This window comes from Enterobacter sp. 342 (assembly GCF_036663495.1).
GTDB lineage: Bacteria > Pseudomonadota > Gammaproteobacteria > Enterobacterales > Enterobacteriaceae > Enterobacter.
The window spans coordinates 47,886-62,563 of sequence record NZ_JAWUEI010000028.1 but is presented as its reverse complement, the minus strand read 5'-3'; the positions used below and the strand labels follow the sequence as shown (position 1 = coordinate 62,563).

14 protein-coding genes and 1 pseudogene are annotated in these 14,678 nt (G+C 56.5%); 8 read left to right on the top strand and 7 right to left on the bottom strand.

The window, feature by feature from the left end; genetic code table 11:
* Positions 1 to 171 precede the first annotated feature (171 nt).
* Positions 172 to 627, bottom strand: a complete 456-nt coding sequence (locus tag V6E55_RS19375) for a hypothetical protein (RefSeq protein ID WP_316943668.1) — start codon at positions 625 to 627, stop codon at positions 172 to 174.
* A 295-nt stretch (positions 628 to 922) separates the two neighbouring features.
* Positions 923 to 1,807, bottom strand: a complete 885-nt coding sequence (locus tag V6E55_RS19370) for a LysR family transcriptional regulator (protein WP_316943666.1) — start codon at positions 1,805 to 1,807, stop codon at positions 923 to 925.
* Positions 1,808 to 1,927: 120 nt separating this feature from the next.
* Between V6E55_RS19370 and gstA the strand changes: the two genes are divergently transcribed.
* The gene (gene gstA, locus V6E55_RS19365; RefSeq protein WP_114978033.1) at positions 1,928 to 2,533 is read left to right on the top strand and encodes a glutathione transferase GstA; all 606 of its coding nucleotides are present in this window, start codon (positions 1,928 to 1,930) and stop codon (positions 2,531 to 2,533) included.
* Positions 2,534 to 2,574: 41 nt separating this feature from the next.
* Here the strand turns inward: gstA and V6E55_RS19360 are convergent, their stop codons facing one another.
* Positions 2,575 to 2,829: a hypothetical protein gene (locus tag V6E55_RS19360; protein WP_236921635.1), complete on the bottom strand. Its 255-nt coding sequence runs from the start codon at positions 2,827 to 2,829 to the stop codon at positions 2,575 to 2,577.
* Positions 2,830 to 2,965: 136 nt separating this feature from the next.
* Entirely contained in the window at positions 2,966 to 3,859 is an 894-nt protein-coding gene (locus V6E55_RS19355; RefSeq protein ID WP_316943663.1) for a LysR substrate-binding domain-containing protein, read from the bottom strand.
* 106 nt (positions 3,860 to 3,965) lie between these two features.
* Between V6E55_RS19355 and V6E55_RS19350 the strand changes: the two genes are divergently transcribed.
* Together V6E55_RS19350 and V6E55_RS19345 are read left to right on the top strand one after the other, a co-directional pair.
* Positions 3,966 to 5,519 carry an MFS transporter gene (locus V6E55_RS19350; protein ID WP_316943661.1) on the top strand — a complete coding sequence of 518 codons (1,554 nt, stop codon included), beginning with the start codon at positions 3,966 to 3,968 and terminating at the stop codon, positions 5,517 to 5,519.
* Positions 5,520 to 5,538: 19 nt separating this feature from the next.
* Positions 5,539 to 5,727 (top strand): annotated as a pseudogene (locus V6E55_RS19345) (cupin domain-containing protein); the annotation flags it as partial.
* 82 nt (positions 5,728 to 5,809) lie between these two features.
* Here the strand turns inward: V6E55_RS19345 and V6E55_RS19340 are convergent.
* Positions 5,810 to 6,691, bottom strand: coding sequence for a LysR family transcriptional regulator (locus V6E55_RS19340; RefSeq protein WP_114978036.1), 882 nt, complete (start codon positions 6,689 to 6,691; stop codon positions 5,810 to 5,812).
* A 105-nt stretch (positions 6,692 to 6,796) separates the two neighbouring features.
* Between V6E55_RS19340 and budA the strand changes: the two genes are divergently transcribed.
* The 5 genes from budA to V6E55_RS19315 all read left to right on the top strand — a co-directional run bounded on the left by budA (position 6,797) and on the right by V6E55_RS19315 (position 11,471).
* Positions 6,797 to 7,576 carry an acetolactate decarboxylase gene (budA, locus tag V6E55_RS19335; RefSeq protein ID WP_028019534.1) on the top strand — a complete coding sequence of 260 codons (780 nt, stop codon included), beginning with the start codon at positions 6,797 to 6,799 and terminating at the stop codon, positions 7,574 to 7,576.
* A 13-nt stretch (positions 7,577 to 7,589) separates the two neighbouring features.
* Positions 7,590 to 9,269, top strand: a complete 1,680-nt coding sequence (alsS, locus tag V6E55_RS19330) for an acetolactate synthase AlsS (RefSeq protein ID WP_316943658.1) — start codon at positions 7,590 to 7,592, stop codon at positions 9,267 to 9,269.
* A gap of 20 nt (positions 9,270 to 9,289) precedes the next feature.
* Positions 9,290 to 10,060, top strand: coding sequence for a (S)-acetoin forming diacetyl reductase (locus V6E55_RS19325; RefSeq protein ID WP_316943657.1), 771 nt, complete (start codon positions 9,290 to 9,292; stop codon positions 10,058 to 10,060).
* Between the two features lie 131 nt (positions 10,061 to 10,191).
* Positions 10,192 to 10,665: a cold-shock protein gene (locus tag V6E55_RS19320; protein WP_028019531.1), complete on the top strand. Its 474-nt coding sequence runs from the start codon at positions 10,192 to 10,194 to the stop codon at positions 10,663 to 10,665.
* Between the two features lie 107 nt (positions 10,666 to 10,772).
* A complete protein-coding gene (locus V6E55_RS19315; protein WP_129996501.1) occupies positions 10,773 to 11,471 on the top strand; it encodes a GNAT family N-acetyltransferase in 699 nt (232 codons plus the stop codon).
* 46 nt (positions 11,472 to 11,517) lie between these two features.
* On the opposite strand, the gene betA is transcribed toward V6E55_RS19315, so the two are convergent.
* Positions 11,518 to 13,182, bottom strand: coding sequence for a choline dehydrogenase (betA, locus tag V6E55_RS19310; protein ID WP_316943656.1), 1,665 nt, complete (start codon positions 13,180 to 13,182; stop codon positions 11,518 to 11,520).
* A gap of 13 nt (positions 13,183 to 13,195) precedes the next feature.
* Positions 13,196 to 14,668: a betaine-aldehyde dehydrogenase gene (gene betB, locus V6E55_RS19305; RefSeq protein WP_316943655.1), complete on the bottom strand. Its 1,473-nt coding sequence runs from the start codon at positions 14,666 to 14,668 to the stop codon at positions 13,196 to 13,198.
* Positions 14,669 to 14,678: the final 10 nt, after the last annotated feature.

The following is a 14,678-nucleotide window of genomic DNA, read 5'->3' as shown; positions in this document are numbered from 1 at the left end:
TTAATCCGAGTTCTTCGTTTCATGGCAACGTCCCCCTTGATTAAGGATAGCGTTGCATCGACCCGTTGAACTCACAGCTCTTAACGGACATTCAACAGACAAAATTGTATTTTGCGTAAGGCCAAAATCCTGCTTCTTACCCAGCAGAACCCCGGCCTCCCATTACCCGCCTCAGCGCGCCGTTATATAAGGCTCCTTCACAAACTCCGCCAGCAGCCAGACCATATCATGCAGTAACCCGATGAGTTCTTTCGCCACACTCGCAGGCAACGTCCCGCCCATCACCGCCAGCGTTAACGCCACAGCATAATCTACCTGCAACGCCGTCTCCTGCCAGCAGTCCGGCACGCAGGAAACGATCTTCTCCCCCGCGATGAGCCGTTCAACCAGATGTGGGGGAAGTTCCGTATCGCAACGTTCACGCAGGCGTTTAAGCAGCGCCAGCAAGCGCTCGCAAAGAATGGAAAAGGTCACTGCATCGTCTGTTTCAACCAGCACGCTCACACATGCGGCACACGTGTCAGCCAGTTCGAAGAGATCTGCGGAATCGCGAAGCTGAAGATTGATGAGGTGATGAACAGCGCTTTCTTCAGATAGCGCATAAGAAAAGTTAGGTGTAGTAGCCATTTAGCATCCTCGTTGTGCAAAAAAATGTCATGTTATGCTAACGGGTTCCTACGCCCGGTTACGGATGTGCCGCAACGCAGGCACTTTACGACCGTGAAGACTGAATGAAAAGGGATGCCCATGAATTACATAAGGTTGCTTGCAGGTTTGCGAGGCGGCTTCCAGAAGGGCATTGCCGGGTGGCGGCTACGCCTTACCTGGCCTACAAAACCAAACACCAAACCTCCCCGCGACACGAACCGTAGGCCCGCGCAAGCGCAGCGCCGCTGGGCACAATTTGCACCGCCATAACTCCTTACGCGGACCTTTTCATTTTGAGCAACACTTCCAATAACGTCTGAGTTGCTCGGGAGGATTTGCTCGCCGCCGAACAAACCACCCCAAACTCACGGTACAGTGAAGGCGTCACGGGCACGACGCACAAACCGCGTAATTCAACCGGCAGAGCGGATTCTGGTATAAGTGCGACGCCCATGCCTTCGCGTACCAGCAGGCAGGCACTGATCCAGTCCCGGACGGTCACACGAATGTCAGACAGCCGCAAGCCTGCCTGTTCCATCAGGCTTTTTCCATTAACGGCACAACCGCCTGTAGCGAGTACAAAAGGCTGGTCTGCCAGTTCCTCAAGCGTAATGCCGCGCGCGCGTGCATAACGAGCCTGGTGGTGACTGGCCGGTAGCACCCCGACCCACGCATCTTGTCCCAGGATTGCATCCGCGCGTCCGGGAGTAGGGTTCATTACCACCCCCAGATCAACCGTATCTGCTGCAATCCACTCCTCGACTTCCCGGTCCGTCCCTTCCAGTACAACCACCTCGATTTCAGGATGCAGGCGCTTAAAGTCCCGCAGCAGTCCTGGCAAAAATGTGGATGTCACCGATGGAAAACTGGCAAGACGAATGCGTCCGCCAGTCAGCCCCCGGCTCTCATCCGCCAGTAGGCGGATGGCGTCTAGCCGCGCCAGCATACTTCTTGCCTCTTTAACAACCCGCTCGCCCAGGGCCGTCACACCGATGTGGCGTCGCTCACGCGTGAATACTGCAAATCCTAATGAGGCCTCTAACTGAGCGATCGCCTGGCTGGCACCAGATTGCGTCATGCCAACCTTTTCAGCGGCACGTGAAATATTACTGGCATCGGCCACCGCAACCAGTAAGCGCCAGTGTAAAAGATTCATCATAGGTATCAGTAGCTCAGCTAATGGCTAATTTATGAATCATTAATTTTACAGCGAGATCGGTTTTAAGCACAGTGAATGCAAACCGAATCGTCACCACTCAACAGCTTTAACGGAGAGATTATGAAACTCTATTACGCCCCGGACACCTGTTCACTCTCACCCCATATCGTGCTTCGCGAACTGGCGATTGAGTTTGAACTGATTAAAGTGGACAACAGGAGCAAGCTTACCGCTGACGGGCGCGACTTCCTGACCATTAACCCTAAAGGGTACGTCGCTGCGCTTGAACTGGATGACGGGAAAATCCTGACCGAGGGGCCAGCCATTTTGCAGTACCTCGCAGACCTCAAGCCAGAAAGTGGGCTGGCACCGCGAGCAGACAGCTGGGAGCGAGTGCGGCTTCAGGAATGGCTAAACTTTATCACCAGCGAAATACACGCTGGTTTGGCACCTCTCTTCAACAATATGTTGCCGGAAGAGGCCAAATCGATTTTTCGTGAGAAGCTGTTCAGGCGGTTCAGTTTTCTTCAGGAAACGCTCTCCACAAACGCTTATCTGAGAGGCTCGTCGTTCAGCGTGGCGGATGCCTATCTTTTCACCGTTCTGGGCTGGTGCAAATTCTTCGCCATTGAACTGAATAACTGGCCCGCGCTACTGGCGTACCGGGAAAAAATCAGTGCCCGTCCTGCTGTGCGGGCCGCATTACGTGCGGAGGAGAACGTTTAGTTCTGCCTGAATGAGGAGAAGACATACCGTCACGCCTTATCTCATTGCCTGGCGCTTTTCACTGCATCCTGCTTCCCCGGATTGCATTGCTGTTTTGTTCCGGGAAGATAAAATTTTCCCGACGAGTCCGGGTCTGTTCCGCCCGGACAACCTGCACGGCCCGGCGCTGAGGCGGTACCATCAGAACCGTTTCCGCCATCAGAGCCATTTCCTCCATCACCACCGTTACCGCCATCGGCAGCGTTTACAGCAAATGCGCTGAGTAAGAGCAAACAGGCAATAGCGCGCTTATTCATCAAAACCTCCAGTGTTTAAACCTAATACGTTCAGGAAAATATCCCCGCGTGGATCCCTTTCAAGACACGCCCCTGGAATACCTCACTCCTGGCTTTCAATATTCACTTTAACAGCATCAAGGGGACATTTACGCCTTTAACATTCCGTTATCCCGTTCTCAGACATGAAATCAATAAAACAGCGAATTCTTGGCGAAAGGCGGCGTCTGGTTGCCCACAGCGCAGAAAACTGTCCTTGCCGGACACACGAACCCGGTAAAACCTCACTTAAATCTCCCTTCTCCAGTGCTTCACTGACGACAAAATCCGGGACGTAACTGATCCCCATGCCCGCAGTGCTCATACGGATCACGGCTTCAATATTGTTGGTGGTTAAAACAGAAACCGGCGTGAAGCCACTAATCACATCCTCACCCTGCAGCTCCCAGGGCTGGAGTAATCCTGTTGAGGGAAAGCGGTAGAGAATGCACTTGTGGTTGTTTAAATCCTGCGGGGACACCGGCGAACCATGCTCCAGCAGATAAGCGGGGCTGGCACAAAGAACAAAACGGAAGCTGCCGAGCTTCTTCGAGGTGAGCCTGGAGTCCGCAATTTCACCGCTGCGTATCGCCACATCGAACCCTTCATCAATGATGTTAACCAGTCGGTCACTGAAGTCCAGATCCAGCACTATATCCGGGTAGCGGCGGGTGAAGGAAGGAAGAAGAGGAAGCAGTAATCGATAGCCCATTACCGGAAGAGAAACCCTGAGTTTACCAGAGGGCTGGGCAATTTGGCTGGTCAGCTCTGCCTCGGCGTCCTGCAGCTGTTCAAGGATCTGCTGGCAGCGAACCAGTAATACCGCACCCTCTGCCGTCAGGCTTACGCTCCGGGTGCTGCGATTGAAAAGCCTTACGCCCAGTTTTTGTTCAAGCCTGGCGACATTTTTGCCAACGGCTGACGCTGAAATACCAAGCAATCTTGCTGCCTGAACAAAGCTCAGCGTTTCCGCAGTCCTGACAAACGAGGTGAGGGATGTCAAACTATCCATTGATTATGAACTTTATATCTATTCAGTAGGTATTTTCAGTCTATTTATCTTGGTAATTGTCCGCAATAACATGGATCACGAATTTCACGCGAACCAGGGTAATCAGATGCGCTCTTTCATAACTTCATTTCTCCGGCTTGCAGGAAACCCAGCCGCTGCATCCATTTTTCTGGCGGCCATACTGCTGCCGCTCAGTTTTACCGGTGGTGTGGTGACCACCCCGGCAATCGGCCATGCATTGGGCGGTTCCGCTGCCGCACTCGCATGGCTGACGAATGGATTCATGCTGACGTTCGGTAGCTTTCTGCTGTCAGCAGGCGTAATGGCAGATGCAGCAGGTAGAAAACGTGTATTCATCCTCGGGTTATTTATCTTTGCTCTTAGCAGTTCGCTTATTTCCGTAGCCGATAATATCTCCTTAATCGGCGCGCTCAGATCATTACAGGGTATCTCAGCAGCGATGACTTTAGCGGGCGGCAGTGCTGCACTGGCTCAGCTCTATGAGGGCGTTGCTCGAACCCGGGCATTCAGCATTCTGGGGACGATGTTTGGCGCAGGATTAGCCTTCGGCCCCCTGGCGCTCGGGTTTATTACAGATGCTCTGGGCTGGCGGTGGGTGTATGCCTTGATGGCGCTGATCTCAGGAACGGTCATGCTAACGGGCACATTGTTCATTCCCGTGTCGGAAAAAAGCGCACATCGAGAGGTGGATTACGCAGGCTTAACGCTGTTTACAGCCGCACTGGTTCTGTTTACTGCCGGGATAATGCTGGTGCCTGTCTGGGGATGCTTATCCCTTCCCGGCCTGGCTCTGTTTGCTACCGCTTTACTGCTTTTCGTCGCGTTTATGGTGCGCTGCCTGAACGTCGAAAATCCTGTATTTGATTTATCTCTTGTACGCGACCCGCGTTTTGCTGGCGTCCTGTTACTGCCGGTAGCTACCTGCTATTGCTATGTTGTGCTGTTGATTATCCTCCCGCTGCATTTTATGGGTGGTGACGGCCTGAGCGAGACCCAGAGCGCGTTTTATCTCATGGCGCTGACGACACCGATGCTGATCGTTCCCTCGATCTCTGCCGCACTGACTCGATGGTTTAATCCGGGCTCTGTTTCAGCCGCAGGACTGATGTTATCCGCAGCCGGATTACTCATTCTCGGGCAGGCTTTACAGAGCACCAGCATCATTCTGCTTATGTTTTCGCTGGTACTCACTGGAGCAGGGGCCGCACTTCCCTGGGGGCTAATGGATGGCCTGGCCATTTCCTCCGTGCCTGTCGAAAAAGCCGGTATGGCAGCAGGTCTGTTTAATACCGTCCGTGTCGCGGGGGAGGGCATTGCGCTTGCAATGGTGTCAGCATTTTTAGTGGAAATGAACGCGCTCAATCTCAGAAAAAACCTCTCCGGTTATACGTCTGAGCGTATTGATAGTGCCGCTTCATGGCTGGGAAGTGGAAATACTGAACGGGCCGCCGCGCTCTTGCCGGGTCTTTCTCATCAGTTACTCAGGGAAAGTTATGATTCGGCCTATGTATGGTTATTTCGTCTTCTCGCCGTCATCACCGTGCTTTGCGCATTCATGGTCTGGCGAATGTCAGGATGGAGCCGTCCTGTTTATACCTCCTTACCTTCAGCGGTATCCCGGGCCCGACGCCCGCGTTAGCGGGCACGGTCTTGCCGCGTTGCGTATCGATTTTCGTGACGGACATGTGCTCGTCAATTCGGGGGAAATGTACGTAGTGCCAAAAGGCGTTGAGCACAAAACCTCCGCTGAGAAGACCGTAAAAGTGATGATGATAGAACCTTGCGGGGTCTTGAATACCGGGCATGAAGGCGGGGAGCGCACCGCAGAGAACGATGTCTGGATTTGACGCCTGTGGCTATGTTGCCGGGTGGCGGCGACGCCTTACCCGGCCAACAAAAACCACCAGCCAAACCCACCGGTCTCGGCCGTCACCCCTCACTCATCATCGCCAGAAACCGCTTCACCGTCCGCGAGCGTTCAAAGCGCCGCCAGCAGAGCGCGATATCGGTGTAAAGCGCCGGTGAGCTCAGTGCGTGGTAGGTAACATTCGGCGGAGAAATGGCCGCCATGGATTTCGGTACCAGCGCGAAGCCGCCGCCCGCGGAAACCATGCTCAGGGAGGATGAAAGCTGTGATGACTGCAGCGCGTGCTGCACGTCGATCCCGGCTCGTTCGCAGCAGCCGTAAACCCGGTCGTACAGGCCCGGCGCGACCTCCTGCGGGAACAGCACTACCGGCGTATCCCGGAGCTGGTCCAGCGCCAGATCGCCGCACGCCGCCAGAGAATGGTCGCGATGTAGCGCCACCACCATCGGCTCCCGGTCGAGGATTTTTAACTCGAACGCCTTGCTGCTCTCGCACGGCAGACGCACGAAGGCGATATCCAGCTCACCCTCAGCCAGCATTGTCGTCAGCGAAGACATATTGGCTTCCACCTGGTGAACCTGCACCGCCATGTTCTGCACCTGATACTGGCGAATCAGCGCGAAAATTTTGGGATGGAAAGCGTCGGAACTGGTGATGCCAATTGACAGGTTGCCGTTCAGCCCGCGCGCGATGCCACGGGCTTTCTCCAGCGCGGCGTCGCTCAGCGCCAGGATCTTGCAGGCATCCTCATAGAACGCTTCTCCCGCCTCGGTCAGCTCTACGCCTCGCGTCAGGCGTCTGAACAGCGGCGTACCTACTTCCTCTTCGAGCCGTTTGATCTGCTGACTCAGAGGAGGCTGAGAAATACCCAGCGCTTTGGCCGCTTTGGTGAAGTGTCGCTCGCGAGCAACCGCGACGAAATACCGCAGATAACGAAGTTCCATATCTAAAACGTCTCAAACCAGCATGGATTCTATATTGGAACTCTCTGCTGAATCGGGTCAACATTTATTTAACCTTTCTAAATAAAGTTGAAGAGGACGAGCATGATGATGCATTCATCTGCCTGCGACTGTGAGGCCAGTTTGTGCGAGACCCTGCGAGGGTTCTCCGCTCAGCATCCTGACAGTGTGATCTATCAGACATCGCTAATGAGCGCCCTGCTAAGCGGCGTGTACGAGGGGAACACCACCATCGCCGATCTATTGGCACACGGTGATTTTGGTCTGGGCACTTTCAACGAGCTGGACGGCGAAATGATTGCCTTCAGTAGCCAGGTGTACCAGCTGCGCGCCGACGGTAGCGCCCGCGCCGCGAAGCCAGAGCAGAAAACGCCATTTGCGGTGATGACCTGGTTCCAGCCGCAGTATCGTAAAACCTTTGATGGGCCGGTCAGTCGCCAGCAGATCCACGATGTGATCGACCAGCAAATCCCCTCCGATAACCTGTTCTGCGCGCTGCGTATCGACGGTAACTTCCGCCATGCCCATACCCGCACGGTACCACGTCAGAAGCCGCCATACCGGGCGATGACCGACGTGCTGGACGACCAGCCAGTGTTCCGCTTCAACCAGCGGAAAGGTGTACTGGTCGGGTTCCGCACGCCACAGCATATGCAAGGTATTAACGTGGCGGGCTACCACGAACATTTCATCACCGACGACCGTCAGGGCGGGGGCCATCTTCTCGACTACCAGCTGGAGAGCGGTGTGCTGACCTTTGGTGAAATTCACAAGCTGATGATTGATCTGCCCGCCGACAGCGCGTTTTTGCAGGCCAACCTGCACCCCAGCGATCTTGATGCAGCGATCCGTTCCGTCGAAAACTAACAGGAGAACTACCGTGAACAGTGAGAAACAGTCACGTCAGTGGGCGCATGGCGCCGATATGGTTGTCGGCCAGCTGGAAGCGCAGGGCGTGAAGCAGGTGTTCGGTATTCCGGGGGCGAAAATCGACAAAGTCTTTGATTCCCTGCTGGACTCCTCCATTGAGATCATTCCCGTGCGCCACGAAGCGAATGCGGCGTTTATGGCGGCGGCGGTAGGGCGTCTGACCGGTAAAGCCGGGGTAGCGCTGGTCACTTCCGGTCCGGGTTGTTCCAACCTGATCACCGGCATTGCCACCGCCAACAGCGAAGGCGACCCGGTGGTGGCGCTGGGCGGGGCGGTCAAGCGGGCGGATAAAGCCAAACTGGTGCACCAGAGCATGGACACGGTCGCCATGTTCAGCCCTGTCACCAAATACGCGGTGGAAGTCAGCTCTCCGGATGCGATTGCCGAAGTGGTATCGAATGCATTCCGTGCCGCCGAGCACGGCAGACCGGGGGGCGCGTTCGTCAGCCTGCCGCAGGATATCGTCGACCAGCCCGCGACAGGCGCGATTTTGCCTGCCAGTGGCGCGGCACGAATGGGCCCGGCACCGGAGTCAGCGGTTAACGACGTGGCAAAGCTAATAGAAAAAGCTAAAAACCCGGTCATCCTGCTGGGCCTGATGGCCAGCCAGCCCGCTAACAGTGACGCACTGCGTAAGCTGCTGGAGAAAAGCCGCATTCCGGTCACCAGCACCTATCAGGCTGCCGGGGCGGTGAACCAGGAGCACTTCACCCGCTTTGCCGGACGCGTCGGTCTGTTCAACAACCAGGCGGGTGACAGGCTGCTCCATCTGGCGGATCTGATTATCTGCATCGGCTACAGCCCGGTGGAGTACGAGCCGTCTATGTGGAACAGCGGCGACGCCACGCTGGTGCACATTGATGTGCTGCCTGCCTACGAAGAACGTAACTATGTGCCGGATCTGGAGCTGGTGGGGGACATCGCCGAAACGCTGAACCTGCTCGCTAACCGCATCGATCATAAGCTGGAGCTGAGCCAGCGGGCGTCAGAGATTCTGGTCGATCGCCAGCATCAGCGCGATCTGCTCGATCGTCGTGGCGCATCGCTCAACCAGTTTGCCCTGCACCCGCTGCGCATTGTGCGTGCCATGCAGGACATCGTAAACAACGACGTCACGCTCACCGTGGATATGGGCAGCTTCCACATCTGGATCGCCCGTTATCTCTACAGCTTCCGGGCGCGTCAGGTGATGATCTCCAACGGTCAGCAGACCATGGGCGTCGCGCTGCCGTGGGCCATTGGCGCATGGCTGGTGAACCCGGGCCGCAAAGTGGTTTCGGTCTCCGGTGACGGCGGTTTCCTGCAGTCGAGCATGGAACTGGAAACCGCTGTACGTCTTAACGCCAACGTGCTGCACATCATCTGGGTGGATAACGGCTACAACATGGTCGCCATTCAGGAAGAGAAAAAATATCAGCGTCTTTCCGGCGTGGAGTTTGGCCCGGTCGATTTCAAAGTGTATGCCGACGCCTTTGGTGCGAAAGGTTTTGCCGTGGAGAGCGCCGATGCGCTTGAACCGACGCTGCGTGCAGCAATGGATGTCGATGGCCCGGCCGTGGTGGCCATTCCCGTCGACTATAGCGATAACCCGCTGCTGATGGGCCAGCTCCATCTCAGCCAGATTTTGTGACTCAATATAAGGACAGAGAAATGCAAAAAGTTGCTCTCGTAACAGGCTCAGGCCAGGGGATTGGTAAAGCGATTGCGCTGCGCCTGGTAAAAGATGGCTTCGCCGTCGCCATTGCAGATTACAACGAGGAAACGGCGAAAGCGGTCGCCGATGAAATTACCCGTAACGGCGGTCGTGCTGTCGCCGTGAAGGTGGATGTTTCGAACCGCGATCAGGTATTTGCAGCAGTGGAGAAAGCGCGTACCGTACTGGGCGGTTTCAATGTGATTGTGAATAACGCCGGGATCGCACCTTCCACGCCAATCGAGTCGATTACACCGGAGATTGTCGACAAGGTTTACAACATTAATGTGAAAGGGGTGATCTGGGGCATCCAGGCCGCGATCGATGCTTTCCGTAAAGAGGGGCACGGCGGCAAGATCATCAACGCCTGTTCCCAGGCGGGCCATACTGGCAACCCGGAACTGGCGGTGTACAGTTCCAGCAAGTTCGCGGTTCGCGGCTTAACCCAGACGGCGGCACGGGATCTCGCGCCGCTGGGGATCACCGTTAATGCCTATTGCCCGGGGATCGTTAAAACACCGATGTGGGCGGAGATTGACCGTCAGGTGTCCGAGGCGGCGGGTAAACCGCTCGGCTACGGGACTGAAACCTTTGCCAAACGCATTACGCTTGGCCGTTTGTCTGAACCAGAAGATGTCGCCGCCTGTGTTTCATACCTCGCCGGGCCAGATTCCGACTATATGACCGGTCAGTCGCTCTTAATTGATGGTGGGATGGTGTTTAACTAAATTCTAATAAGCTCTGACATGAGTTTTCCCCTGCCCCCGTGCAGGGGCTTTTTTTTGTCTCCTCAGCCATTGTGCATTACACTGCGCGCTGCAAAACTTTAGTCATTACGATCTGACAGGCGGTAACAGCGATGAACGGTACAATCACAACGTGGTTTAAAGATAAAGGCTTTGGATTTATCAAAGATGAAAACGGCGACAACCGCTATTTTCATGTGATTAAGGTCGCGAACCCTGATCTGATTAAGAAAGATGCGGCGGTGACCTTCGAGCCAACCACCAACAACAAAGGCCTTTCCGCCTATGCGGTGAAGGTGATCCCGGAAAGTAAACACCTCTATATTGCCGGCGAGCGCGTGAAGCTCACCTCGATCAAATCCTTCGTGGTGTTTAACGAAGAAGAGCCGGTTGATACTAAAATCGACAAAGAGAACGCGGTGCTGTCGGTGGGGCTGCTGATGAACAGCATTAAGCCGAAGTCCGAGAAAAAGCCGGGCGAAATGCGCACAGTGAAGAAGCTGGCGATCACCACCTTCCAGAACACGACGCTGATCTTCACCGAAGATGAGATCGACATCGACGCTACGGTTAAGCTGCTGAAGTAATTTTGTGCCGGGTGGCGGTTCCGCTCTACCCGGCCTGCTAATCCTCTCTTTTCGCCCGCTTTTTAACCTGCTATAACAAACTCCTTACCTTTCAGGGAGTCATCGTCGTGCCCGAAATCAATCAACATGGTCAAACCGTTAACGATATCGTTCCTGGCTGGGCTGGCGCGCGGGCCTTAACCCGCACACCGCTGTTTGGCCAGTATTGCCGTCTTGAGCCGCTGGATGTCGATCGCCATGCAGCCGATCTCTATGACGCCTACGCGCTGGGAGATGACAGCGACTGGACATGGCTTGCCAGCACGCAGCCTGAAAGCGTGGAAGCCACCGCACACTGGGTGCTGGGAAAGGTGCTTGATGACGAGCTGGTGCCGTTTGCCGTCATTGATTTACGCACCGAACGTGCGGTGGGGCTGGTGAGCTATATGGCTAACGAGCGGCTGCTGGGGTCGGTCGAAATCGGTCACGTGACCTGGTCGCGCAAAATGAAAGGCTCCCGCATCGGTACTGAAGCGGTGTGGCTGCTACTGAAAAATGCGTTTGAGCACGGCTACCGTCGTCTTGAGTGGAAGTGCGATTCGATGAACGTAGCCTCACGCAGGGCGGCGGAGCGGTTGGGGTTTGTCTGGGAAGGGCGCCTGCGCCAGAAGCTGGTGCGCAAAGGGCGCAACCGCGACAGCGATATGCTTTCTATTATTGACGGCGAATGGCCACAGAGAGACGCGGAGCTGCGCGCCTGGCTGGCGGCGGAGAATTTTGACGGGGAAGGGCGGCAGATTAAGCGGCTTGAGGCGTTTCGGAAGTAATTTTCCCTCTCCGTATGGGAGAGGGGTAGGGTGAGGGGAAATATTCTCAGCGGCGAACCGGCGCCCCGTTCGCCACATAATACGCCGCCGTGCTCTTCGCCAGCGGCTCGCGACCGCGAATGGCATCGGCCATCTTCTCACCGATCATAATGGTCGTGGCGTTCAGGTTGCCGGTGATGATCTGTGGCATGATCGACGCATCCACCACCCGTAGCCCTTCCAGCCCGTGAACCCGACCTTCGCCGTCCACCACCGCCATCTCGTCATAGCCCATTTTGCAGGTGCCGCATGGGTGGAACGCGGTTTCGGCGTGGTTGCGCACGAACTCATCCAGTTGCTCGTCGGTCTGGCATTCGGTACCCGGACTGATTTCACGGCCACGGTATTTGTCCAGTGCAGGCTGGTGCATGATCTCACGGGTGATGCGGATCGCGTCGCGGAACTCCTGCCAGTCCTGCTCGTGGGACATATAGTTGAACAGGATTGCCGGATGCTGATGCGGATCGCGCGATTTGATGCGCACGTGCCCACGACTCGGTGAGCGCATGGAGCCCACGTGGCACTGGAAACCATGCTCTTTTACCGCGTTGGAGCCATTGTAGTTAATCGCTACCGGCAGGAAGTGGTACTGAATGTTCGGCCATTCGAACTCTTCGCGGCTGCGAATAAACCCACCCGCTTCAAAGTGGTTGCTCGCGCCCACGCCGGTGCCGTTAAACAGCCACTCGGCGCCAATCTTCGGCTGGTTCCACCACTGCAGGGCAGGGTAGAGGGAAATCGGCTCTTTGCACTCGTACTGGAGATACATCTCCAGGTGATCCTGCAGGTTTTGACCCACGCCGGGTAAATCATGCACCAGCGGGATATCGAACTGTTTCAGCAGCTCGGCGTTGCCCACGCCGGAACGTTGCAAGATTTGCGGAGAAGCAATGGCTCCGGCGCACAGCAGCACTTCTTTTTTCGCCGTCGCTTTGGACGGGATGGTGCTTTCCCCCTCCAGCCATTCGACGCCCACCGCGCGCTTGCCCTCAAACAGTATGCGATCGGTCATGGCGTGGGTGCGGATGGTCAGGTTCGGGCGCGGTTTCGCCTGGTCCAGATAGCCGCGCGCGGTGCTGGCGCGTCGGCCCTGCGGCGTCACCGTGCGGTCCATCGGGCCGAAGCCTTCCTGCTGATAGCCGTTGAGATCGTCGGTGCGCGGATAGCCCGCCTGCACGCCGGCTTCCACCATCGCCTCAAACAGCGGGTTCACGCCCGGTTTCGAGGTGGTGACGCTCACCGGACCGTCATCGCCGTGGTAGTCGTTCGGACCGACGTCGCGCGTCTCGGCCTTGCGGTAGTAGGGCAGGCAGTTGAGATAGCTCCAGTGCTCCAGACCCGGCTCTCTGGCCCAGTGGTCCAGATCCATCGCGTTGCCACGGATGTAGCACATACCGTTGATCAGCGACGAGCCGCCCAGCCCTTTGCCGCGTCCACACTCCATACGGCGGTTGTTCATGTACGGCTCTGGCTCGGTTTCATACGCCCAGTTGTAGCGCTTGCCCTGTAGCGGAAACGCCAGAGCGGCGGGCATCTGGGTACGAAAATCAAAGCGGTAATCCGGCCCGCCCGCTTCAAGCAGCAGCACGGTGGTGTTGGGATCTTCGGTCAGTCGTGTTGCCAGGACGTTGCCGGCAGAGCCGGCACCAATAATGATGTAATCAAATTGCAAATAAACCTCCCGGTTAAAATATGGACTGGAATTTACCCATCTCAACCTGGATGGACTTCACCTGGGTGTAGCTCTGCAGCGTCATGACGCCGTTCTCACGGCCAATACCGGAGTGTTTGTAGCCGCCGACCGGCATCTCTGCAGCGGATTCACCCCAGGTGTTGATCCAGCAGATGCCCGCTTCGAGCAGATGAATGGCGCCGTGCGCGCGGTTCAGGTCGGCCGTGACGATGCCCGCCGCCAGACCGTAGTCGGTGTCGTTGGCGCGGCGGATCGCTTCTTCTTCACTTTCATAGGTGAGGATGGACATCACCGGGCCGAAGATCTCTTCGCGCACGATGGTCATCTCGTCGGTGCAGTCGGTAAACACGGTCGGGGCAACCCACGCGCCGTTATCGAAGGCTTCACCCTTCAGCACATCACCGCCACACAGCACGCATGCACCTTCTTCTTTGCCTTTGGCGATGTAGCGCAGCACGCTGTCGCGGTGCGGGAAGCTGACCATCGGGCCAAAGTTGGTGCGTTCATCGAACAGGTCGCCCGCGCGGATGCGGCCCACACGCTCAACGATTTTCTGCTCAAACGCGGTTTTAAACTTCGCAGGCACAAACACGCGGGTACCGTTGGTACACACCTGGCCGGAACTGAAGAAGTTAGCCATCATGGCGATGTCTGCCGCGAGATCGAGATCCGCGTCGTCGAAAATAACCAGAGGTGATTTGCCGCCCAGCTCCATCGTCACCTCTTTCAGGGACGAGGCCGCCGAGTTCGCCATCACCTTTTTGCCGCTGGCGACGCCACCGGTAAAGGAGACTTTAGCGATATCCGGATGTTCGGTCAGAAACTGGCCGGTCTCCGCGCCAACGCCCGGCAGGACGTTAAACACGCCGTCTGGCAGGCCCGCTTCGGTGTAGATCTCGGCAAGCTTCAGCGCGGTAAGCGGGGTCACTTCGCTCGGTTTGAAGATCATCGCGTTACCCGCCGCCAGCGCCGGAGCAGATTTCCACAGGGCGATCTGGATCGGGTAGTTCCACGCGCCGATGCCTGCCACCACGCCCAGCGGTTCGCGGCGGGTGTAGACGAATGAAGTGTCGCGCAGGGGGATCTGGCAGCCTTCCAGTGCCGGGATCAGCCCCGCGTAGTACTCCAGTACGTCCGCGCCGGTGACGATATCGACGGTTGAGGTTTCGGAATACGCTTTACCGGTGTCGAGAGTTTCCAGCTTCGCCAGTTCGTCATTACGTTCGCGGAGGATGTCGACAGCACGACGTAGAATGCGCGAGCGCGCCATGACGGTCATCGCCGCCCAGATTTTTTGCCCGCGTTTTGCGCTTTCCACGGCGCGGTCGACATCTTCACGCCCGGCCGCCTGAACGCTTGCCAGGACTTCACCGTTGGCCGGGTTAATGGTCTCGAAGGTGCGACCGCTGGTGGCGGATGTATAACCACCATTGATATAAAGCTGCTGTTCTGCCATTCGGGACATAAATTCTCCT